The sequence below is a fragment of the Streptomyces sp. NPDC060028 genome (genome assembly GCF_042736725.1).
Lineage (GTDB): Bacteria > Actinomycetota > Actinomycetes > Streptomycetales > Streptomycetaceae > Streptomyces.
Genome location: NZ_JBHWVJ010000001.1, coordinates 230,688 through 253,026 on the forward strand (window position 1 = coordinate 230,688; position 22,339 = coordinate 253,026).

A 22,339-nucleotide genomic window follows, 5' to 3' on the forward strand; every position below is an offset into this window, starting at 1 on the left:
CCGTACCCCCGACCGGATTCGAACCGGCGCTACCGCCTTGAGAGGGCGGCGTGCTAGGCCGCTACACAACGGGGGCCCTAGCGATCCTGCATCAAAACATCCGGGTGCGACCCTGGAGATCTCGCGGGAAGGATCTGTACCCCCGACCGGATTCGAACCGGCGCTACCGCCTTGAGAGGGCGGCGTGCTAGGCCGCTACACAACGGGGGCAAGCACTGCGTTACCACTGCACTGCGCTGGGCTACCAGGACTCGAACCTAGAATAAGGGAACCAGAAACCCTCGTGTTGCCAATTACACTATAGCCCACCAAAACTCAAGCCCCTGAGGGACTTTCGTTTGGTTAGCGCCTCCGTCCGGCCTTTCGGCCCGCACCGGCGGCGCAGAAAGAACATTACCGGATGCCTGACCGTGCTCCAAAACGGGTATCTGCAGCCAGCAGCTCCGGCAGCCGGTCGAGTCCGGCGATCCTGTGCACACCGGCAGGGCCCGGTCCCCGCCCGCCGTCGCGGTCGAGCCAGACCGCCGTCAGCCCGGCGTCACGGGCGCCGCGCGCGTCGATCTCCGGCTGGTCCCCGACGTACGCCACCTCGTGCGGCGGGAGCCCCATCTCGGCGCAGGCGCCGAGGAAGGCGGCCGCGTCGGGCTTGCTCACACCCAGTTCGGCGGCGCACACCAGCACCTCGAAGCGGTCGCGCAGGCCGAGGTGGCGCAGCTTGGGATCCTGGGCGGCGGTGGAGGAGTTGGAGAGCACCCCGTGCCGGTACACCCCGGCGAGGGCGTCCAGTACGGGCACCACGTCGGGGAACAGCACCCAGGCGGCCTTGTAGTGCTCGACGTAACGGCCGAACCAGGCATCGGCCTCGTCGTCGACCATGCCGGGCGCCCCGAGGAACTCCCGCACCCGGTCCCGGCGCTGCCCGGGGAAGGTGACCTCCCCGGCGCCGAAGCGCGCCCAGTGCCGTTCGGTGAGCCGGCGCCACAGCGCGAGCGCCTCCGCGGCTGTCCCGTAGCGCTCCCCCAGGCCCTCCTGTGCGAGCTGCCGCGCGAGCCCGGCGGTGTCGGCCCCGGTGTAGTCGAACAGGGTGTCGTCGATGTCCCACAGCACGGCACGGATCGGCATGGCCCCGAGCCTACGCCCGAGGCCGCGCCCGCACCTCGCAAATGCCACGGGGGGCGGTCGCCGGATTCGGCGGCCGCCCCCCGCGGGGACGTACGGGAGAAGCGCGGAAGGCTACGCGGCGAGCTTCGCCAGGGTCGCGTCGATGCGGGACAGGGAGCGGTCCTTGCCCAGGATCTCCAGGGACTCGAAGAGCGGCAGGCCGACCGTGCGGCCGGTGACGGCGACACGGACCGGGGCCTGGGCCTTGCCGAGCTTGAGGCCGTGGGCCTCTCCGGCGGTCAGGACGGCCTGCTTGAGGGACTCGGGGTCGCTCCAGTCGGCGGTGGCGAGGTTCTCGCGCGCCGTCGTCAGCAGGGCCGCCGGCTCGCCCTTCATCGCCTTGTCCCAGGACGCCTGGTCCTCGACCGGCTCCTTCAGGAAGAGGAAGTCGACGTTCGCGGTGATGTCGGAGAGGACCGTGACGCGGGTCTGGGCGTACGGCGCGATGCGCTCCCAGGCCGCGGCGTCGAAGTCCTCGGGCGCCCAGTTGGCGTGCGGGGCCCGCAGCCACGGGGCGCAGGCGTCCGCGAAGGCCTTCGGGTCCAGCAGGCGGATGTGGTCGGCGTTGATCGCCTCGGCCTTCTTGAGGTCGAAGCGTGCCGGGTTGGCGTTCACGTCCGGGATGTCGAACTTCGCCACCATCTCCTCGATCGAGAAGATGTCCTGGTCCTTGGAGAAGGACCAGCCGAGGAGCGAGAGGTAGTTCAGCAGGCCCTCGGGGAGGAAGCCGCGCTCGCGGTACAGGTTGAGCGAGGCCTCGGGGTCGCGCTTGGAGAGCTTCTTGTTGCCCTCGCCCATCACGTACGGCAGGTGGCCGAAGGCGGGGGTCGCCTTGGCGACGCCCAGGTCGGTCAGCGCCTTGTACAGCGCGATCTGGCGCGGGGTCGAGGAGAGGAGGTCCTCGCCGCGCAGGACGTGGGTGATCTCCATCAGCGCGTCGTCGACCGGGTTGACCAGGGTGTACAGCGGGGCGCCGTTGGCCCGGACGATGCCGAAGTCCGGCACGTTGTCGGGGGTGAAGGACAGCTCGCCGCGGACCAGGTCCGTGAAGGTGATGGTCTCGTCGGGCATCCGGAAGCGGACGATCGAGGAGCGGTGCTCGCCCTGGAACGCCTCCAGCTGCACGGTGGTCAGCTCGCGGCAGTGACCGTCGTAACCGGAGGGCTTGCCGGCCGCGCGGGCGGCGGCTCGACGCGCGTCGAGCTCCTCGGTGGTGCAGTAGCAGTGGTAGGCGTAGCCGCCGTCGAGCAGCTTCTGCGCGACGTCCTTGTAGATGTCCATCCGCTCGGACTGGCGGTACGGGGCGTGCGGGCCGCCCACCTCGGGACCCTCGTCCCAGGTGAAGCCGAGCCAGCGCAGCGAGTCGAGCAGCTGGACGTACGACTCCTCGGAGTCGCGGGCCGCGTCGGTGTCCTCGATGCGGAAGACGAACGTGCCGCCGTGGTGGCGGGCGAACGCCCAGTTGAAGAGGGCCGTGCGGACCAGTCCCACGTGGGGGTTGCCGGTCGGGGAGGGACAGAAACGTACGCGGGGGGGTACCCCCTGCTCGAGCGGAGTCGAGACCTTGGGGGAGTTCGCGTTAGCCACGCTTGATCACCTTGTTGGTGAGAGTGCCGATGCCTTCGATGGTGACGGCGACCTCGTCGCCGACGTTGAGGGGGCCGACTCCGGCCGGGGTCCCCGTGAGGATGACGTCGCCGGGGAGCAGCGTCATGGCCTCGGTGATGTGGACGATCAGGTCCTCGATGGAGCGGACCATCTCGCTGGTGCGGCCGAGCTGGCGTTGTACGCCGTTGACCGTGCACTGGATGGTCAGGTCGCTCGGGTCCAGGTCGGTCTCGATCCAGGGGCCGAGCGGGCAGGAGCTGTCGAAGCCCTTGGCGCGGGCCCACTGCTTCTCGCGCTGCTGGACGTCGCGCGCGGTGACGTCGTTGGCGCAGGTGTAGCCGAGGATCACGTCCTTGACGCGCTCGCGCGGGACCTCGCGGCACATGCGGCCGATGACCACGGCGAGTTCCGCCTCGTGGTGGAGGTCCTGGGAGAAGGAGGGGTACGTGATCGGGTCGCCCGGGCCGACCACCGAGGTGGAGGGCTTGAAGAAGGTGATGGGCGCGTCGGGGACCTCGTTGCCGAGCTCCGCCGCGTGCTCCGCGTAGTTGCGGCCGACGGCCACGACCTTGTTCGGGAGCACGGGCGGCAGCAGCCGGACCTTGCTGAGCGGGATCTTCGTGCCGGAGAGCTCGAAGTCCGCGAACGGGATGCCCTTGATGATGTCGAGGACGAGCTCCCCCTCGGCGCCGGGGGCGGCGTCGCCCTCGATCGCGCCGAAGGCGACATTGCCGTCGATCGAGAACCTGGCGATGCGCACGTGTTGCGTCTGCCCCTCTGTATTTCCGCTGGCTGGAGTCTGCGGTCCCCAGGCTAACGCGGTGGGCGCCGTCGCTTCGCGCGCGTTTTGCGCAGATCTACCGAGCGGCGGCGACCGGGGCGTCCATCAGGATCGTGCGGCGCGGGTTCGCGGTCTGGGCCGGCAGCTCGGCGGTGTGCTCCGGGGTCGCCACGGCCTGCAGCTCCTCGGCGTCCTTGAGGTGCGCGAGGGTGGTGCGGCGCGGGTTGGCTATGTTGCGGAACATCATCGTCGTCTTCATCGGAGTCTGGGGCCCTCGGTTCACTTGTCGGATCCTGGATTTTGGATCTTGAATGGTGGATGCTTGTCGGATGCATCAACCCTGTAAAGGGCAAGGCTAAACATCTGAATCGTCGGCCAAGTCGGGAAGTAATGGCCACAGCTATGTGAGTTTGCTCACCAGGGACCGCTCATTACGGGCATTACGGGCAGTCAATTCGGTCCGGCGAAACGGACATTGCGCCACTGAATGCGCCATTCCGCTCCCGATCATCGCGACTGGGACACCTTGACAGGCGCAGGGTTTGGGCGGTGTAAGTCCCATTCTTCACCAAATGGCCTCCACGTCGCGTAGCGCATGGGTCACAAGCCGTGACCGACTCTCCGAGCCGACCCTCGCACCTTGTTGGAGATCCGCCTCTGTGCTGGAATTCGCGGGACCGCCGCGGGAATCAGCCGGCGCGCAGGTGGCGCGACTCAGCGCCGAGCGCGGTGGCAAGGAGAGGGAGACGCGCCGGTCACCGACGACCACCATGGGGCGCACCGCCCCAAGACTCGACACCGTCCCACCGGTCGCCCGGCGGGACGCCTGGTCCAGAGGTTGCGACGCTAGTGCAGGGACGATTCAAGAGGGATGGCAAGGGGTCTCCCCAGGCCCAGGGCCGAGGGGAAGCCGCGGCGGAGCAGGAGCCCCGCGGCGGGACCGACCGTGGCTCTTCGCCCCAGCACGCCCAGAACCGCGGGCCGGCTGTCGAGGGCGCGAGCGCCGATTCTTCCGCCACGCTGAGGGCCAAGGGCCGCGGCAAGTCCGTCAGGGCCGCCCAGCCCAAGGACGAGCTCGCCGAGCGGGACACGGCGATACCCAAGGCCCCCAGTGGGCCCGGTTCCCGTCTCGCCATGCAGAACTGGCGCATCAGCACGCGACTGGTGTCGCTGCTGACCCTGCCCGTCGTCGCTGCGACCACGCTCGGTGGCTTCCGCATCAACGACTCGCTCAACGACATCGCACAGCTGGAGCACATGCAGCTGCTGACGACGATGACCCGGCAGGCCACCAACCTGGCCGCCATGCTCCAGGAGGAGCGGGACAAGTCGGCCGGCCCGATGTCGCTCACCAAGGACGGCAAGAGCAACAGCCTCGTCCAGGGTGTCCGCGACCAGACCGACGCCGCTGCCGAGGCCTTCGAATCCGCGACCGAAAAGGTCGACAACGCGGAGGACAAGGACGAGACCCTCAAGTCGATCCGCAACAACATCCTGCAGATCGGCCGCCAGCTCACCGGCATCGAGGACATCCGCAAGAAGGCGTACGTCAACGGCGCCCAGCAGACCGTCACCGAGTACAACGCCCTGATCGTCTCGCTGCTCTCGCTCTCCCAGGACATGGCCCAGGCCACCTCCAGCCCGGAGATGATCAAGCGCACGCGCGCCCTGGCGGCCTTCTCGTCCGCCAAGGAGTACGCCTCCATCCAGCGCGCCGTCATCGCCGCCTCGCTCCCCGAGAGCGGCGACAGGCCCGGCGACCTGAAGGAGAACGACCGCCTGTACGCGCTCTCCGCGCTCCGCGGCGAGAGCCAGTCGAAGAAGACCTTCGAACTCGTCTACCAGGGCAAGCCCGAGGAGCTCCTCGCGGCGCTCGGCGACGGCAACACGGAGATCGGCAGCGCCGACCACTACGCCCGCCGCGTCCTGAGCACCCAGGGGCAGTTCGGCAAGGAGAAGAACCGGTCCTGGATGGACTGGTACGACGCCGACGACACCAAGCTCCAGGCGATGAAGGTCATCGAGCTCACCCTGCTCGAGGACATGGAGCAGAAGGCCCGCGAGCTCAAGAACGAGTCGCAGCAGGACGCCATCATCAACGGTGCCCTGATCCTCCTCGTCCTCGGTGTCTCCCTCGTCGGCGCCTTCATCATGGCCCGGTCCATGATCCGCTCGCTGCGCCGCCTGCAGGACACCGCGACCCGCGTCGCCCAGGACCGTCTGCCGGAGCTCGTCAAGCAGCTCTCCGAGTCCGACCCGCAGGACGTGGACACGTCCGTGGAATCGGTCGGTCTGCACACCCGCGACGAGATCGGCCAGGTGGCCGCGGCCTTCGACGACGTGCACCGCGAGGCCGTCCGCCTCGCCGCCGAGCAGGCCCTCCTGCGAGGCAACGTCAACGCGATGTTCACCAACCTCTCGCGCCGTTCGCAGGGCCTCATCCAGCGTCAGCTCTCGCTCATCTCCGAGCTGGAGTCGCGCGAGGCCGACCCGGACCAGCTGTCCTCGCTCTTCAAGCTCGACCACCTCGCGACCCGCATGCGCCGTAACGGCGAAAACCTCCTCGTCCTCGCGGGCGAGGAGCCCGGCCGCCGGTGGACCCGCCCCGTCCCGCTCGTCGACGTGCTCCGCGCCGCCGCGTCCGAGGTGGAGCAGTACGAGCGCATCGAACTCTCGTCGGTGCCCGGCACCGACGTCGCCGGCCGCGTCGTCAACGACCTCGTGCACCTGCTCGCCGAGCTGCTGGAGAACGCCACCTCGTTCTCCTCCCCGCAGACCAAGGTCAAGGTCACCGGTCACGCGCTGCCCGACGGCCGCGTGCTCGTCGAGATCCACGACACCGGCATCGGCCTCTCCCCCGAGGACCTCGCCGCGATCAACGAGCGGCTCGCCTCGCCGCCCACCGTGGACGTCTCCGTCTCCCGCCGCATGGGCCTGTTCGTGGTCGGCCGCCTGTCCCTGCGACACGGCATCCGCATCCAGCTGCGCCCCTCCGACTCGGGCGGTACGACCGCGCTCGTCATGCTGCCGGTCGACGTCGCCCAGGGCGGCAAGAAGCCGGGCCCGATGCCGGGGGGCCCCGGCGGTCCCCAGGGCGGCCCCGCGGCTCAGGCTTCGGTGCCCGGAGGCGGCGTACGTCCCCCCGTGGGCGCGGCGCCGCAGCGCGGCCAGGTCTCCGCGGGCGGCCAGCGCGCCGCCCTCCCGGGGCGTGACGGCGCTCCCGGCCCGCAGCGTCCCGTCGGCCCGCAGGGCCAGCAGGCTCCGCAGGGCGGCAGGCCCCCGCAGCAGGGCGGCAACGGTGCTCCCGGCCAGCGTCCGCAGCAGGGTGCTCCCGCCGGGCAGGGCCAGAACTCCTTCGGCGCGGGCGCACCGCTGCCGGGCCGCGGTCCGGCCGGCGCTCCCGGCGGCCCGGCCGGCGCTCCCGGCGGCCCGCAGGCGCGTCCGGTGGCCGCCCCCTCGGCGGCGGGTCCGACCGGCTTCGCCCAGGGCAACGGCTTCGAGCGTCCGCAGGCCCCGCAGCCCGGCGGCCCCTCGGGTCCCGCCGGCCCCGCGGCCTACCCCGGCCAGGCTCCGGCCGCCCCGGCGGGGCGCGGCCCCCGGCCGCAGCTGCCGCCGCGCGGTGGCACTCCCCGTCCGGAGCTCCCGGGCGCGGGCAACTCCCCCGCCGGGATACCGCAGGCCCCGCAGGCCCCGCAGACCACCAGCTGGGGCGCGGGCCAGCGCGGCCACGACGTCCCGCGCGGGCACGACGAGCTGTCGGGCCCCGGCTCGACCTCGGAGTTCGCCCGCCCGGACTTCAACGCCCCGTACCCGCAGCAGGCAGGCGGCAACGGCAACCCGGGCAACAGCACCACGGGCCAGTTCGAGCGCCCGGAGCTGCGCGGCCCCGCCGCCTACGCGGACCCCTCCTCCACGGGCCAGTTCGCCCGCCCGGACGTCCAGCCCCAGCGGCCCGGCGGCCCCGGTGTCGGCGGCTACGCGCCCGTGCCCCCGGCGCGAGCGGAAACCCCGCGGCTGCCCCAGGCGCACCAGCCGGAGGCACTGCCCCCGGCCGCCCCGAGCACGGACCCCGGCCGCAGCCCGATCTTCGACACGCTGGAGTCGAACTGGTTCCGCCAGGAGGGCGAGCAGCCCCCCGCGCAGGGACCGGCCGTACCCCAGCAGCCGCAGCAGCACCAGCAGTCCGCCCCGGCGGCCCCGGCACCGGCTCCCCAGCAGCGCGCGCAGCCCCAGCTGCCGCAGCGCGGCCAGGAGCAGGCGGCCGAGTCGCCCCAGACGGCGACCGGCGCCACGCCGACCGTCAGCTGGCGCTCCTCTCCGAACGACGAGCTGATGCGGCAGGCCGAGCGCGTGCGCCAGCCCGCCGCCGGCGGCATCACCACCTCGGGGCTGCCCCGCCGAGTACCACGGGCGAACCTCGTGGCCGGCACGGCGCAGCAGCAGGCCGACGCACAGCCCGGTCCGCAGGTCTCGCGGTCCCCGGACGACGTCCGCGGCCGTCTGACCAACCTCCGACGCGGTATCCAGCAGGGACGTCAGGCCGGCAACAGCGGCCCGGCCACCGGCAGTTACCAGATCGACCCCACTTACCAGCAGGAGCGATAGTTGAGTTCGATGAGCCAGGCGGCACAGAACCTGAACTGGTTGATCACCAACTTCGTGGACAACACCCCTGGGGTGTCCCACACCGTGGTGGTCTCCGCCGACGGACTCCTTCTGGCCATGTCCGAAGGGTTCCCGCGCGACCGCGCCGACCAGCTTGCGGCGGTGGCCTCCGGACTGACCTCGCTGACCGCCGGAGCCTCCCGCATCTTCGAGGGCGGGGCCGTCAACCAGACGGTGGTGGAGATGGACCGGGGGTTCCTCTTCCTGATGTCCGTCTCCGACGGTTCCTCGCTGGCCGTGCTCGCGCACCCCGAGTGCGACATCGGCCTCGTGGGTTACGAGATGGCCCTCCTCGTGGACCGCGCGGGCAGCGTCCTCACCCCGGACCTGCGCGCGGAACTGCAGGGAAGCCTGCTCAGCTGACTGCCACCCTCCCGGCCGGACGGTACTTCCGGCCGGGAGACCGGGGCTCATGCCCCGGAACCCAGTACCGCCGCCAGGCCGTCATACCGTCCCCCCACCGGCCGCCCCGTCAGACGGCACGCTGACCACTGCTGTCCAGCCCGGAGGATCAATGACCCCGCCCCCCGCCTACCCCGATGCGTACGGAGATTCGTACTCGGATGGCGACCAGCCGCTGGTGCGTCCCTATGCGATGACCGGCGGCCGGACCCGGCCCCGCTACCAGCTCGCCATCGAGGCGCTGGTCAGCACCACGGCCGATCCGATGCACCTGTCCGGCCTGCTGCCGGAGCACCAGCGGATCTGCACCCTCTGCCGCGAGGTCAAGTCGGTCGCCGAGGTCTCCGCACTGCTGTCGATGCCGCTCGGTGTCGCCCGGATCCTCGTCGCCGACCTGGCCGAGGCCGGAATGGTGGCCATCCACCAGCCGGGCAATGGAGAGGCCGGCGGCACGCCGGACGTAACGCTGCTCGAGAGGGTGCTCAGTGGACTTCGCAAGCTCTGACGGCGGAGCGGCTCCTCGCTCCACCACCTCCGCGAAGATCGTGGTGGCGGGCGGCTTCGGCGTGGGCAAGACCACGTTCGTCGGCGCGGTCTCCGAGATCAACCCGCTGCGCACCGAAGCCGTCATGACGAGCGCCTCCGCCGGCATCGACGACCTCACCCACACCGGGGACAAGACGACCACCACGGTCGCCATGGACTTCGGCCGCATCACCCTGGACCAAGACCTGATCCTGTACCTCTTCGGTACCCCGGGCCAGGACCGCTTCTGGTTCATGTGGGACGACCTCGTCCGCGGCGCGATCGGGGCGATCGTGCTCGTCGACACGCGCCGGCTCGCCGACTGCTTCCCGGCCGTCGACTACTTCGAGAACAGCGGCCTGCCCTTCGTGGTGGCGCTCAACGGCTTCGAAGGGCACCAGCCTTACACCCCCGAGGAAGTCCGCGAGGCCCTGCAGATCGGCCCGGATGCTCCGATCATCACGACCGACGCCCGCCACCGCGCGGACGCCAAGAGCGCGCTCATCACGCTGGTCGAGCACGCCCTCATGGCCCGACTCAAGTAACACGACGCGGGGAACCCGGCTCAAGGGGCACCACTCAAGAACCACGGGTTCTTCACAACGTGAGAGGGCGGGCTGTGTCATAGGACACGACCCGCCCTCTTGGTTCATAACGTTTCGACAGAGAATTGCCCGTAGTTGGGCACTCGGTGCGTTCGGCCGGTTTCGCTCCGCTCACAACTGGCTCTATTTTTGCCGCAGGTCGTTCTTTATGTCCGATTTATACGTGACATAAAGCTCTGGGAATGGCTGATTCCAACTGTTTGGAACACGGCCGTTAACCGTGCTGGAATTCAACGAACTAGCTAGTAGCACCGCCGGAAGGTTGTTGGTCGAGTGAGGCGAAGCAACTCAAGCCCCGCGGATGAACCCGCGCGCGGCAACTTCACCCCGCCGCAGCGCGCGGGCATGTCGCCCGTCGACGTACCCGTCGACCCACCGGCGAAGAGCGGCAGCACCAGCAGGTTCTCGCCCCGCAACTGGCGGGTGCCGACGCGTCTGAACGCCATCCTGCTCGTACCCGTCCTCGTCGGACTGGTCATGGGCGGCTTCCAGGTGAAGGGCTCCATCGACACCTGGAACGAGGCCAAGGACGCCGAGAAGACGGCCCGCATCGTCCAGGCGGCGGCCGAATACGGCCAGGCCCTCCTCAACGAGCGCGACGTCACGGCCGAGCCGCTCCTCAAGGGCGACAAGAACAACGAGGCCGTCGCCAAGGCCTACGAGGCCACCGACGCCGCCAAGGCCAAGTTCGCCGCGGCCTCGAAGGACCTGCCGCAGAAGCAGGGCCTGGAGCGCCGCCTCCAGCTCTTCCAGCAGGAAGAGCCGAAGCTGGAGCTGGTCCGCAAGTCGGCCTACGTGGCGCCGGAGACCGCGAAGAAGAACCTCCCCACGACGGCGGGCCCCATCCCGACCGAAGAGGGGTACCTGCTGGTCCAGCACTACCTCATGCAGTTCTCCAACGAACTGGGCCTCGGCACCGGCAACGTCACCTCGTACGGCCGCATGGTCTACGCCGTGGAGCTGGCCAAGGCCGCGAACTCGCTCCAGCGATCCGTGGGTACCCACCTGCTGGTCCGCCCGAGCGACAACGAGGAAGTCCGCAAGGCACAGCTGGTCGCCTTCTCCTCCTACGCCTACCTCGAAGAGATCGCCATCGGCGAGTTCGTCTCCGCGGGCACGGAGGAGGACACCAACCGCCTCCGCGAGATCATGGCCAAGAAGTCCCAGGACGGCGCCGCCAAGCTCGCCGAGGCCAAGACGGCCGCGGAACAGGCCGGCACGGTCTTCAAGGCGCCCCCCGTGGTCAACGGCTCCGCGCTCACCGGCATGACCGAGGCGATAGCCAGCGGCGAGAAGAACACCAAGCTGGCCCAGGCGGGTACCACCCCGGCGGCCTGGCAGGCCGCCGCCACCGCGAAGTTCGACGGGTACGCCGAGATCGAGAAGGAATTCCTCGACAAGGCCCTCGCGGAGAGCATCGCGATCTCCGACAGCGCCCGCAACGACGCCATCATCAACGGCGCCATCGTGGTCGTGGCCCTCCTCGCCGCCTTCATCCTGGCCGGCATGATGGCCCGCCAGATGAGCCGCGCGATGAGCCGCCTGCGCACCGCCGCCTTCGAGGTCGCCGAGCAGCGCCTGCCGATGCTCGTCGACCAGCTCTCGCGCACCGACCCGGGCAAGGTCGACACCCGCGTCATCCCGATCCCGATCGACTCCCAGGACGAGATCGGCGAGGTCGCCCGCGCCTTCGACCAGGTCCACCGGGAAGCGGTCCGGCTCGCCGCCGAGCAGGCGCTCCTGCGAGGGAACGTCAACGCGATCTTCACGAACCTCTCCATGCGCAACCAGTCGCTGATCGAGGGCCAGCTGACCCTGATCACCGACCTGGAGAACAACGAGGCGGACCCGGACCAGCTGGAGAACCTCTTCCGCCTGGACCACCTGGCCACCCGTATGCGCCGCAACGGCGAGAACCTCCTCATCCTCGCGGGTGAGGAACCGGGCCGCCGCTGGGACCAGCCGGTGCCCCTCGTCGACGTCCTGCGCGCCGCCTCCTCCGAGGTGGAGCAGTACGAGCGCGTCGAGCTCTCGGGCGTCTCCGAGGCCGAGATCCACGGCCAGGCCGTGACCGACCTCGTGCACCTGCTCGCCGAGCTGCTGGAGAACGCCACCACGTTCTCCTCCCCCCAGACCAAGGTCCGGGTCAACGCCACGCGTCTGCCCGACGGCCGCGTCATGGTCGAGATCCACGACAAGGGCATCGGCCTGACCGCCGAGGACTTCGCGGACATCAACCACAAGCTGGCCAACCCGCCGACCGTGGACGCCGCGATCTCGCAGCGCATGGGTCTGTTCGTGGTCGGCCGGCTGGCTGACCGCCACGGCATCCGCGTCCAACTGCGCCCCTCGGGCGAGGCGGCCGGCACCACCTCGCTGGTCATGCTCCCGGACGCCATCACCCACGGTGGTGGTGGCGAGGGGATCCCGGAAGACGACTTCACGGTCTCCTCGATGATCCCGCAGCAGCAGGCGCAGCAGCCCGCGCCGCTGCGCACGGCGGCCGAGCTCGGCTTCGACGACTCCCGCTACGAGGTCCACCGGGCCGACCAGCCGGGCGCCGACGGCCGCGAACTCGACCCCGTCGGCCGGTCCCTCGGCCGCGAGGAGCGCCGGGCCGCGCTGGAGGCCCAGGTGGGCTATCCGCAGGCACAGCCCGAGTACCCCGGCCAGGAGTATCCGGAACCCCAGCCCGAGCACGGCTACCAGCCGTACCAGGGCTACGAGCAGCAGCCCGAGCAGGGGTACGAGGACTCGTACGCCTCCCAGCGCGCTCAGCAGCCCCAGGAAGCGCCTCAGGGATACGACGCCTACCCGCAGCAGGGGTACGCGTATCCGGAAGCCGAGTACGCGGATCAGCAGCAGGACGGTCCGGCCTACGGCAACGGGTACGAAGCCCAGTCGCAGCAGGCGGAGTGGCCCGCGCAGAACACCTACTCCGGGGCCTACCAGCAGGATTACGGGACCGAATCGGAATCCCCGGCCGCTCCCGAACCGGCCCCGGAACGCGTAGGCTTCGACCGTCCGGGCGCCGCTGCCGACACCGGTCACAAGATGACCGGAGCGGGCCTGCCGCGCCGCGGCAGCCAGCAGCAGTGGGGCTCGGCACAGCAGGAAGCGGAGTCCACCGGATCTCTCTTCGAGCAGCGGCCGCAGCGTCAGCAGCAGCCCGCTGAACCGGAGCAGGCCCCGGAGGAAACTGAAGGCACCGAGGCTTGGCGCTCACGCAACGACGAGCGCTGGCAGCAGGCCGGCAAGCTCCGCGAGCCGAAGGCGGGCGGGATCACCCCGTCCGGTCTCCCTCGGCGGGTACCCAAGGCCAACCTGGTCGAGGGTGCTGCGGAGACGACCCCGCAGGGCGGCCCCCAGGTCTCCCGCGCTCCGGAGGACGTCCGCGGCAGGTTGAGCAACCTGCGGCGCGGTGTCCAGCAGGGACGCAGCGCGGGTTCCGAGCAGTCAAGTAACAGCTATGACCAGGAGCGTTAGTGTGAGCCCGATGAGCCAGGCGGCACAGAACCTGAACTGGTTGATCACCAATTTCGTGGACAACACCCCAGGGGTGTCCCACACGGTGGTGGTCTCCGCCGACGGCCTTCTTCTGGCGATGTCCGACGGATTCCCGCGCGACCGCGCCGACCAGCTGGCGGCCGTGGCCTCCGGGCTGACGTCGCTCACCGCCGGAGCCTCCCGCATCTTCGAGGGTGGCGCCGTCAACCAGACGGTGGTCGAGATGGACCGGGGATTCCTTTTCCTCATGTCCGTCTCCGACGGATCGTCCCTCGCGGTGCTCGCGCACCCCGAGTGCGACATCGGCCTCGTGGGCTACGAGATGGCTCTTCTGGTGGATCGTGCGGGCACCGTACTGACCCCGGACCTGCGCGCGGAGCTGCAGGGAAGTCTTCTCAACTAGCAGACAGGCAGTGCGTTTCGCGCCATCGCACCATAGGGTGCGGTGGCGCGGTTCCACAGGAAGTACTGCGTTCTTGGAGTCGGAGGAGGAAACGTGACAACACCCGGAGGACATCCTTATGGCGGCGCGCAGCAGCCGCAGGGTGGGCACGACCAGAACCGCTTCAACTTCCCCTCCTCGCCGAGCAACCGGCCCGTGCCGGAGCACAACCCCTACCAGCAGCCGTACGGCCAGCCCCCGCAGCACCAGCAGCCCGGGCGTCCGTCGCAGCAGCCCCACCGGACCTCGCAGCCGCAGGCCCCGAAGGCTCACAACCCGCTGGTGCGCCCGTACGCAATGACCGGCGGCCGGACCCGGCCGCGCTACCAGCTCGCCATCGAGGCGCTGGTCAGTACCACGGCCGATCCCGCTCGGCTGCAAGGGCAGTTGCCCGAGCACCAGCGCATCTGCCGCCTGTGCCAGGAGATCAAATCCGTCGCGGAGATCTCGGCACTTCTCTCCATTCCTCTTGGTGTCGCCCGGATCCTCGTCGCCGACTTGGCGGAGGCGGGCCTCGTCGCCATTCACCAGCCCGGCGGCGATGAGTCTGCCGGCGGCCAGCCAGATGTGACACTGCTCGAAAGGGTGCTCAGTGGACTTCGCAAGCTCTAACGGCGGAGCGGCTCCTCGCTCCACCACCTCCGCGAAGATCGTGGTGGCGGGCGGCTTCGGCGTGGGCAAGACCACGTTCGTCGGCGCGGTCTCCGAGATCAACCCGCTGCGCACCGAAGCCGTCATGACGAGCGCCTCCGCCGGCATCGACGACCTCACCCACACCGGGGACAAGACGACCACCACGGTCGCCATGGACTTCGGCCGCATCACCCTGGACCAGGACCTGATCCTGTACCTCTTCGGTACCCCGGGCCAGGACCGCTTCTGGTTCATGTGGGACGACCTCGTCCGCGGCGCGATCGGCGCCGTCGTGCTCGTCGACACCCGCCGCCTGGCCGACTGCTTCCCCGCCGTCGACTACTTCGAGAACAGCGGCCTGCCCTTCGTCATCGCCCTGAACGGCTTCGACGGACACCAGCCGTACACCCCGGAGGAAGTCCGCGAGGCCCTGCAGATCGGCCCGGACGCCCCCATCATCACCACCGACGCCCGCCACCGCGCGGACGCCAAGAGCGCGCTCATCACCCTGGTCGAGCACGCCCTCATGGCCCGCCTGCGGTAGCGTCCGCCCGCACACTCACGAAGGCCCCCCGCGCCGTCCGGCGCGGGGGGCCTTCGCCTTGGGCCCCGTACGCCCGCGGCCCGGGTACGCGCAAGGCCCCGCAACCCTGGGGGCCTGGGTTCTAGTGGTTGTTGCAACACCCCAGCTCAGGGGATGCAATGGACTTCGAGATCCGCGGAAGCCGCAAGGAGCAGGGGCCCCGGAAGCTGCACCGGGAACGGGAGGAATACTTCCGGCTCGTGCAGCTGGGATTCGGCAATGTAGAAGCGAGCCGACGCGTCGGCGTCAACCCTCGGACCGGTCGCGAGTGGCGTAACGGTCGGCCCGAAGGCGGCAGGAAGCGGCCGAGGCCGCCCGCACATCCCGCGCGGGCGGCCTCCTCGCCGTCCCGGCGCCTCTCGGAGGGCGACCGCATCCACATCGCCGACCGGTTGCGGGAGAAGGCCACAGTCCGGGCGATCGCTGCCGAGTTGGACCGCAGCCCGTCCACGATCAGCCGGGAGATCCGCCGCAACGGCACTCCTGGTCGCGGCAGCCAGTGGCACTACCGGCCGCACGCGGCCCAGGCCCGGGCCGATGCCCGCCGGCCTCGCCCCAAGCCGGGGAAGATCGGCCAGAGCCCCGAGCTGCGGAACTTCATCCAGGACCGACTCGGTCTGAAGTGGAGTCCGGAGCAGATCTGCGAGAGTCTGCGCCGGACGTTCCCTGACCGGCCGGAGATGCACGTGGTCCACGAAACGATCTACCAGGCCCTCTATGTCCAGGGCCGCGGCGAACTGCGCCGTGAGCTGGCCCGAGCCCTGCGTTCGGGACGCGCCCGGCGCATGCCGCGCCGTCAGGCCCAGCAGCGACAGCCCCGCTTCGCCACCCCGATGGTCATGATCAGCGACCGCCCGGCCGAGGTCGAGGACCGGGCCGTGCCCGGGCACTGGGAAGGCGACCTGATCATCGGCAAGGACAGCGGCTCCGCCATCGGCACTCTCGTCGAACGCGCGACCCGCTACGTGATGCTCCTGCACCTGCCCGACGGTCGCAGCGCCGAACACGTCCGTGACGCCCTCGTCAAGACGGTTCAGACGCTGCCCGCACACCTGGTGCGCTCGCTGACCTGGGACCAAGGCGCGGAGATGGCGGCCCACGGCTCGTTCACCCTCGACACCGACATCCCGGTCTACTTCTGCGACCCCGCCAGCCCCTGGCAACGCGGCTCGAACGAGAACACGAACGGCCTGCTCCGCCAGTACTTCCCCAAGGGCACAGACCTCTCGGTCCACACCCGCGACCACCTCGACGCCGTCGCCGCCCAGCTCAACGGCCGCCCACGCAAAACGCTCGACTGGGAAACCCCAGCCGAGCGCCTGCATAAACTCATCGCGGCCTGACCAAACCGACCACGTGTTGCGACGACCCCTAGAAACCGCCGGGAAGGGTGCGGGGCCTTTGCGTCGCGCTCGGAGGCTCAGCCCTGCCAGCTGTGCGGGGCGCGGAAGCCCGGGGTGCGCTCCAGGCGGCGCCAGCCGGCCTGGGAGCGGGGGTTGGCGGCGGCGTCCTCGGGGGTGGCCGCGGCGCGGGCGAGGAGGATCGCGGTGATCGCGGCGAGCTCCTCGGGGGCGGCGTTGCCCTTTTCGACGCGCAGCAGGGTGTCGGTGGTGGTGACGCTCATGGGTGGCAGGTCTCCTTCGCTTGTTACTGCGGCGGGTTGCCGTGCTTGCGGGACGGCAGATCGGCGTGCTTGTTGCGGAGCATCGCGAGGGCGCTGACGAGCACCTCACGGGTCTCGGCGGGGTCGATGACGTCGTCGACGAGGCCGCGCTCGGCCGCGTAGTACGGGTGCATCAGCTCGGCCTTGTACTCCTTGACCATGCGGGCGCGCATGGCCTCGGAGTCCTCGGCGTCCGCGATCTGCTTGCGGAAGATGACGTTGGCGGCGCCTTCGGCGCCCATCACGGCGATCTCGTTGGTGGGCCAGGCGTAGGTGAGGTCGGCGCCGATGGACTGGGAGTCCATGACGATGTAGGCACCGCCGTAGGCCTTGCGCAGGATCAGCGAGATGCGGGGCACCGTGGCGTTGCAGTACGCGTACAGCAGCTTGGCGCCGTGGCGGATGATGCCGCCGTGCTCCTGGTCGACGCCCGGCAGGAAGCCGGGGACGTCCAGCAGCGTGATGATCGGGATGTTGAAGGCGTCGCAGAGCTGGACGAAGCGCGCGGCCTTCTCGGACGCGTGGATGTCCAGGACGCCGGCGAGGTGGCCGGGCTGGTTGGCGACGATGCCGACGACCTGGCCGTCCATCCGTGCCAGGGCGCAGATGATGTTGCGGGCCCAGCGCTCGTGGATCTCCAGGACGTCGCCTTCGTCGACGAGCTCCTCGATGACCTTGAGCATGTCGTACGGGCGGTTGCCGTCCGCGGGGACCAGGTCCAGCAGGACTTCCGAGCGCCGGTCGGCGGGGTCGTCGGTCTGGTGGACCGGGGGGTTCTCGCGGTTGTTGGAGGGGAGCATCGAGATGAGGTAGCGCACCTCGGAGATGCAGGTCTCCTCGTCGTCGTACGCGAAGTGCGCGACGCCCGAGGTCTCGGCGTGCACGTCGGCGCCGCCGAGGCCGTTTTGGGTGATCTCCTCGCCGGTCACCGCGCGGACCACGTCCGGGCCGGTGATGAACATCTGCGAGGTGTCGCGGACCATGAAGACGAAGTCCGTGAGCGCCGGGGAGTAGGCCGCGCCGCCCGCGCACGGGCCCAGCATGACCGAGATCTGCGGGATGACTCCGGAGGCCCTGGTGTTGCGCTGGAAGATGCCGCCGTAGCCCGCGAGGGCGGAGACGCCCTCCTGGATGCGGGCTCCGGCGCCGTCGTTGAGGGAGACCAGTGGGGCACCGGCCGCGATGGCCATGTCCATGATCTTGTGGATCTTGGCGGCGTGGGCCTCGCCCAGGGCGCCGCCGAAGATGCGGAAGTCGTGCGCGTAGACGAAGACCGTACGGCCCTCGACCGTGCCCCAGCCGGTGATGACACCGTCCGTGTAGGGCTTCTTGGACTCCAGGCCGAAGCCGGTCGCGCGGTGGCGGCGGAGCTGTTCGACCTCCTTGAAGGAACCTTCGTCGAGCAGCAGCGCGATGCGTTCGCGGGCGGTCAGCTTGCCCTTGGCGTGCTGGGTCTCGGTCGCCCGGTCGCTGGGGCCGCGCCGCGCCTGCTCACGCAGGTCGTGCAGCTCGGCCACGCGGCCGCGGGCGTCCGTCGGCTCGCTCGGAGTCTGGTCCACAACGGTCATGTACCGACCTTACGAAGAGCGCCATGAAAATCCTCCGTTGAATCCACACAGTCTCGGGTGTCTTCCGCTGTCCGGCCCGGACAGAAGTGTCGCGTGATGCGCCGACACCACCAGCGGGGACCGCCGTCCTTTGTGGACATCTCACAAAACCGCCCGACACGGCCCCCAGATGTTGAAATTTGAACGGAATGGGTCTAGCGTCATTCTTGTTGAAGGTTAAACAACAACCGCGCAGCACCCTTCCGAGGAGGAAGCCATGGGTCTCTTCACCCGCCGCAGCCAGGACACGAACACCACCGCCGTCGCCACGCTCGAAGTGGACCCGGCGCTCGCCGCGCTCACCGGCGACTACGTCATCGACGCCGGGCACAGCAGCATCGGCTTCACCGTCCGACACGCCATGGTCACCAACGTCCGCGGCAGCTTCACCGACCACGAGGGCACCCTGCACCTCGACGGCAGCGACCCGTCCCGGTCCACGGCCGCCATCGACGTCAAGATCGCCTCGGTCGCCACCGGCATCGCCGACCGCGACGCCCACCTGCGCAGCGGGGACTTCTTCGACGTCGAGGCCTTCCCCCTGATGAGCTTCCGCTCCACCGAGGCGGCTCAGCTCGGCGGCGACGCGTACCGCATCACCGGCGAGCTGACCATCAAGGACGTCACGCGCCCGCTCTCCATCGACCTGGAGTTCGCCGGCTCCGCCACCGACGTCTACGGCAACGAGCGCGTCGGCTTCGAGGGCTCCGCCGAGATCCTGCGCTCCGACTGGGGCCTGACCTGGAACGCCGCGCTGGAGGCCGGCGGTGTGATGGTCAGCGACAAGGTGAAGCTGACCTTCGACATCTCCGCCATCAAGCAGGCCTGAGCGCGGCGGACCGGCCCCGCGGGGGGCGGCTAGTCGAAGCCGCCCCCGCCGTCGAAGCCGCCACCACCGCCGAAGTCCCCGCCACCGAAGTCCCCGCCGCCGAAACCGGACGGGTCGAAGTCGGCTCCGGAGACCTCTCCGCCCTCGAAACCGCCGCCCATGCCGCCGCCGAAGTCGGAGGCGTAGGCGGGACTCGACATCATCGAGCCGAGCATCGTGCCCATGAGCAGACCGGGCAGCATGCCGCCGCCGAAGTAGCCGCCGGCCCAGGGACCGTACGCCGGGCCGGCGTCGTAGTAGGGGCGCGGCCCGTGTTCGGTGTCGACCGTGCGGATCGCCGGGTCCAGACCGTCGCGCAGTCGCACGGCGTCCGCCGCACAGACCGGCACGGTACGGGGGGCCCCGCCCGCCGGGGCCCAGGACGCGTCCTCGGTGCTCGGCCCGTGCCGCGGGTCGAAGAAGCACGGGGAACGGCGCTCGGGCAGCGGCCGGCCCTGCCGGCGCGCGTCCAGGCACACCAGGGCGTACCGGCCGTCCTCCAGCGCCTGGGTGACCCCCTTGACCTCCTCGGGGTGCTGGACCGAGGCCATGATCTGCTTGGCCCTCTCGTAGGAGTCCAGCCCCTGCTCGTAGTCCTTGCGCATGGCGTCGTCGGCGCCCGGCTCGCCGGGGTGGAAGTCCAGCCGGTCCAGCTCCTCGCCGAAGGCCGTGATGTCCTCGTCGACGACCACGCTCAGGCGCTCGATGGCCTCGCGCCGCGTCTCTTCCTTCTTCTTGCGGTTGCGCCTGACCAGGGCGTACGCGCCGCCACCGCCGACCGCCGCGACCGCGCCGAGCGCGATCAGGCCGCCGACCGGGGCACCGCTGTCGCTGCCCGTGGAGCCCCAGGAGGCCGGGGCCTTGCCCTTGGCCTGGGAGAGGGCCTGGTCCACGAAGTTGTTGAGTTCGGTGGACGCGTCCACCGCCCCGCCCGCCTTCACCGCGTCGGTGAGGTTGCGTACGGCGTTCGTCGGCATGACGGCCTTGTCGGCGCCTGCGTTGAAGCCGTCGCCGAGCCGGACCGCGTAGAGCCCGGTGATGCCGGTCTCGGTGCGGATCGTGCGGAGCACGCTGGCGGCGGGGAAGTCGGCGGTGGCCGGCAGCACGGCGACGAACACCGGCTTCCCGGCGTCCTTGATCTTCTCCGCGAGCGCGTCGGCCTGCGCCTTCGGCAGCTGCGCCTCGGCGCGGGGGTCGACGTAGACCGGGCCCTTCTTGAGGGCCTCCCCCACGGCGGCGGGTCCGGTGGCGGCCAATGCCTGCGGGGCGGCCACGAGGGCGGTCGCCGACAGGGCCAGCAGCAGTCCGGAGAATACGGATATAAGCCTGGTCCTCATGGCTATGACGCTACCCGAACCGGATGTTTCGCGTGTTAGCGGGACATAAGCCCGCCCCGGCCCGGGATACGGCCCCCGCTCCTACACTCCCGGTCCAGGGGGTGGGCGCGTCCGGCCCACGGACAGCGAGAGCCACCTGGGCGAAGCGACCTTCACCTCGGCGGACCTCGCCGGGCTGAAACCCGGCGAGGTCTGGGCCGACGGGCGGGCCGTGACCCGCGAAGCGTTCCAGGAGCTGCGGACCGAGGCGTGCTGACTACTCGGCCGGTTCGACGCCCGCGTGCAGCAGGCCGTAGGTGAAGGCGTCCTCCAGTGCCTGCCAGGACGCGGCGATCACGTTCTGGGCCACGCCCACCGTGTTCCACTCGCGGACCCCGTCCGTCGTGGCGATCAGCACGCGGGTCGTGGACTCCGTGCCGTGCTTGCCCTCCAGGATGCGGACCTTGTAGTCCACCAGCTCGAACTTGGCCAGCTGCGGGTAGAACCGCTCCAGCGCCACCCGCAGCGCCCGGTCCAGCGCGTTGACCGGGCCGTTGCCCTCCGCCGTCGCGACGATCCGCTCGCCCTTGGCCCACAGCTTCACCGTGGCCTCGTTGGCGTGGGTGCCGTCCGGTCGGTCCTCGACGATCGCCCGCCAGGACTCGATGCGGAAGTACTTGCGCGCCCGCCCCTCGGCCTCGGCGCGCAGCAGCAGCTCGAAGGAGGCGTCGGCGGCCTCGTAGGTGTAGCCCTGGAGCTCACGCTCCTTGACCCGCTCGACGACCCGGGAGATCAGCGCGCGGTCCCCGCCGAGGTCGACGCCGAGCTCCTTGCCCTTGAGCTCGATGGAGGCGCGGCCGGCCATGTCGGAGACCAGCATCCGCATGGTGTTGCCGACCCGCTCGGGGGCGATGTGCTGGTAGAGGTCGGGGTCGACCTTGATGGCCGAGGCGTGCAGGCCCGCCTTGTGCGCGAAGGCGGAGACGCCGACGTACGGCTGGTGCGTGGACGGGGTCAGGTTCACGACCTCGGCGATGGCGTGCGAGATGCGGGTCATCTCGGCGAGGGCGCCCTCGGGGAGCACCTGGCGCCCGTACTTGATCTCCAGCGCGGCGACGACCGGGAAGAGGTTGGCGTTGCCGACGCGCTCGCCGTAGCCGTTCGCCGTGCACTGGACGTGGGTGGCGCCGGCGTCGACGGCGGCCAGGGTGTTGGCGACCGCGCAGCCGGTGTCGTCCTGGGCGTGGATGCCCAGGCGCGCGCCGGTGTCGGCGAGGACGGTGGCGACGGTGGCGGTCACCTGCGCGGGCAGCATGCCGCCGTTGGTGTCGCAGAGGATGACCACGTCGGCGCCGGCCTCGTGGGCGGTGCGCACGACGGCCTTCGCGTACTCGGCGTTGGCGCGGTAGCCGTCGAAGAAGTGCTCGCAGTCGACGAAGACCCGGCGGCCCTGGCCGACGAGGTGGGAGACGGTGTCGCGGACCATCTCCAGGTTCTCGTCGAGGGTGGTGCGCAGGGCGAGTTCGACGTGCCGGTCGTGGGACTTGGCGACCAGCGTGATCACCGGGGCGCCGGACTCCAGCAGGGCCCGGACCTGGGGGTCGGTGGCGGCCGATCCGCCCGCCCTGCGGGTCGCGCCGAAGGCGACGAGCTTGGCGTGCTTGAAGTTGATCTCGGCGCGGGCGCGGGAGAAGAACTCGGTGTCGCGGGGGTTGGCGCCGGGCCAGCCGCCCTCGATGAAGCCCACCCCGAAGTCGTCCAGGTGCCGGGCGATGGTCAGCTTGTCCGCGACCGTGAGGTTGATGCCCTCACGCTGGGCGCCGTCGCGCAGGGTGGTGTCGAAGACGTGGAAGCTGTCGTCGAGGCCCCCAGACGGCACGGTTGCCGCCTCTGGTGTCGTCGTCATGCTGATCTGACTCCTGTCGGGTGAGTGGTTTCCGGATGCCCGGGATCCACTGCCCCCATCATCGCGC

At 70.3% G+C, this 22,339-nt stretch carries 18 protein-coding genes and 3 tRNA genes; 10 read left to right on the forward strand and 11 right to left on the reverse strand.

From position 1 onward, the window contains the following. Positions 1-3: 3 nt before the first annotated feature. From ACFWBF_RS01105 to ACFWBF_RS01135, 7 genes are all read right to left on the reverse strand, one after another. Positions 4-76: transfer RNA gene (locus ACFWBF_RS01105), tRNA-Glu, on the reverse strand. A 61-nt stretch (positions 77-137) separates the two neighbouring features. Beyond that, positions 138-210 (reverse strand) — tRNA-Glu (locus tag ACFWBF_RS01110). Between the two features lie 26 nt (positions 211-236). Next, a tRNA-Gln gene (locus tag ACFWBF_RS01115) sits at positions 237-308 on the reverse strand. A gap of 85 nt (positions 309-393) precedes the next feature. After that, entirely contained in the window at positions 394-1,122 is a 729-nt protein-coding gene (locus ACFWBF_RS01120; RefSeq protein ID WP_385593145.1) for an HAD family hydrolase, read from the reverse strand. A 111-nt stretch (positions 1,123-1,233) separates the two neighbouring features. Continuing rightward, entirely contained in the window at positions 1,234-2,748 is a 1,515-nt protein-coding gene (gltX, locus tag ACFWBF_RS01125) for a glutamate--tRNA ligase (protein WP_385593148.1), read from the reverse strand. After that, positions 2,741-3,529 (reverse strand): fumarylacetoacetate hydrolase family protein, encoded by a 789-nt coding sequence (locus ACFWBF_RS01130; protein ID WP_385593150.1) that lies wholly within the window; start codon positions 3,527-3,529, stop codon positions 2,741-2,743. Before ACFWBF_RS01130 ends, gltX begins: the two co-directional genes overlap by 8 nt. A 97-nt stretch (positions 3,530-3,626) precedes the next feature. After that, positions 3,627-3,809 carry a hypothetical protein gene (locus tag ACFWBF_RS01135; RefSeq protein ID WP_385593235.1) on the reverse strand — a complete coding sequence of 61 codons (183 nt, stop codon included), beginning with the start codon at positions 3,807-3,809 and terminating at the stop codon, positions 3,627-3,629. 590 nt (positions 3,810-4,399) lie between these two features. Here ACFWBF_RS01135 and ACFWBF_RS01140 point away from each other — a divergent pair. The 9 genes from ACFWBF_RS01140 (at position 4,400) to ACFWBF_RS01180 (ending at position 16,255) form a co-directional block, all read left to right on the forward strand. After that, entirely contained in the window at positions 4,400-8,155 is a 3,756-nt protein-coding gene (locus ACFWBF_RS01140) for a nitrate- and nitrite sensing domain-containing protein (RefSeq protein ID WP_385593152.1), read from the forward strand. Positions 8,156-8,164: 9 nt separating this feature from the next. Further along, positions 8,165-8,578: a roadblock/LC7 domain-containing protein gene (locus ACFWBF_RS01145; protein WP_150212026.1), complete on the forward strand. Its 414-nt coding sequence runs from the start codon at positions 8,165-8,167 to the stop codon at positions 8,576-8,578. A 151-nt stretch (positions 8,579-8,729) separates the two neighbouring features. Then, on the forward strand, positions 8,730-9,122 hold the full coding sequence (locus tag ACFWBF_RS01150) for a DUF742 domain-containing protein (protein ID WP_215149806.1): 393 nt from the start codon (positions 8,730-8,732) through the stop codon (positions 9,120-9,122). After that, positions 9,103-9,687 carry an ATP/GTP-binding protein gene (locus tag ACFWBF_RS01155; RefSeq protein WP_266573764.1) on the forward strand — a complete coding sequence of 195 codons (585 nt, stop codon included), beginning with the start codon at positions 9,103-9,105 and terminating at the stop codon, positions 9,685-9,687. Before ACFWBF_RS01150 ends, ACFWBF_RS01155 begins: the two co-directional genes overlap by 20 nt. A 333-nt stretch (positions 9,688-10,020) precedes the next feature. Then, positions 10,021-13,233: a nitrate- and nitrite sensing domain-containing protein gene (locus tag ACFWBF_RS01160; protein WP_385593154.1), complete on the forward strand. Its 3,213-nt coding sequence runs from the start codon at positions 10,021-10,023 to the stop codon at positions 13,231-13,233. 10 nt (positions 13,234-13,243) lie between these two features. Then, positions 13,244-13,657 (forward strand): roadblock/LC7 domain-containing protein, encoded by a 414-nt coding sequence (locus ACFWBF_RS01165; protein WP_007266772.1) that lies wholly within the window; start codon positions 13,244-13,246, stop codon positions 13,655-13,657. Positions 13,658-13,750: 93 nt separating this feature from the next. Continuing rightward, positions 13,751-14,308: a DUF742 domain-containing protein gene (locus ACFWBF_RS01170; protein WP_385593157.1), complete on the forward strand. Its 558-nt coding sequence runs from the start codon at positions 13,751-13,753 to the stop codon at positions 14,306-14,308. After that, positions 14,289-14,873, forward strand: coding sequence for an ATP/GTP-binding protein (locus ACFWBF_RS01175; protein WP_007266770.1), 585 nt, complete (start codon positions 14,289-14,291; stop codon positions 14,871-14,873). Before ACFWBF_RS01170 ends, ACFWBF_RS01175 begins: the two co-directional genes overlap by 20 nt. 158 nt (positions 14,874-15,031) lie before the next feature. Beyond that, the gene (locus ACFWBF_RS01180) at positions 15,032-16,255 is read left to right on the forward strand and encodes an IS30 family transposase (RefSeq protein ID WP_385593160.1); all 1,224 of its coding nucleotides are present in this window, start codon (positions 15,032-15,034) and stop codon (positions 16,253-16,255) included. 77 nt (positions 16,256-16,332) lie between these two features. On the opposite strand, the gene ACFWBF_RS01185 is transcribed toward ACFWBF_RS01180, so the two are convergent. Both ACFWBF_RS01185 and ACFWBF_RS01190 read right to left on the reverse strand, forming a co-directional pair. Beyond that, entirely contained in the window at positions 16,333-16,536 is a 204-nt protein-coding gene (locus tag ACFWBF_RS01185; protein WP_385593163.1) for an acyl-CoA carboxylase subunit epsilon, read from the reverse strand. 23 nt (positions 16,537-16,559) lie between these two features. Next, positions 16,560-18,143: an acyl-CoA carboxylase subunit beta gene (locus ACFWBF_RS01190; protein ID WP_385593168.1), complete on the reverse strand. Its 1,584-nt coding sequence runs from the start codon at positions 18,141-18,143 to the stop codon at positions 16,560-16,562. Between the two features lie 256 nt (positions 18,144-18,399). Here ACFWBF_RS01190 and ACFWBF_RS01195 point away from each other — a divergent pair, with 256 nt between their 5' ends. Then, the gene (locus ACFWBF_RS01195; RefSeq protein WP_385593172.1) at positions 18,400-19,011 is read left to right on the forward strand and encodes a YceI family protein; all 612 of its coding nucleotides are present in this window, start codon (positions 18,400-18,402) and stop codon (positions 19,009-19,011) included. 29 nt (positions 19,012-19,040) lie between these two features. Here the strand turns inward: ACFWBF_RS01195 and ACFWBF_RS01200 are convergent, their stop codons facing one another. Together ACFWBF_RS01200 and cimA are read right to left on the reverse strand one after the other, a co-directional pair. Next, complete coding sequence (locus tag ACFWBF_RS01200; protein ID WP_385593175.1) at positions 19,041-20,387, reverse strand: hypothetical protein; 1,347 nt, start codon at positions 20,385-20,387, stop codon at positions 19,041-19,043. A 256-nt stretch (positions 20,388-20,643) separates the two neighbouring features. Next, the gene (gene cimA / locus ACFWBF_RS01205) at positions 20,644-22,272 is read right to left on the reverse strand and encodes a citramalate synthase (protein ID WP_385593178.1); all 1,629 of its coding nucleotides are present in this window, start codon (positions 22,270-22,272) and stop codon (positions 20,644-20,646) included. Positions 22,273-22,339 lie beyond the last annotated feature (67 nt).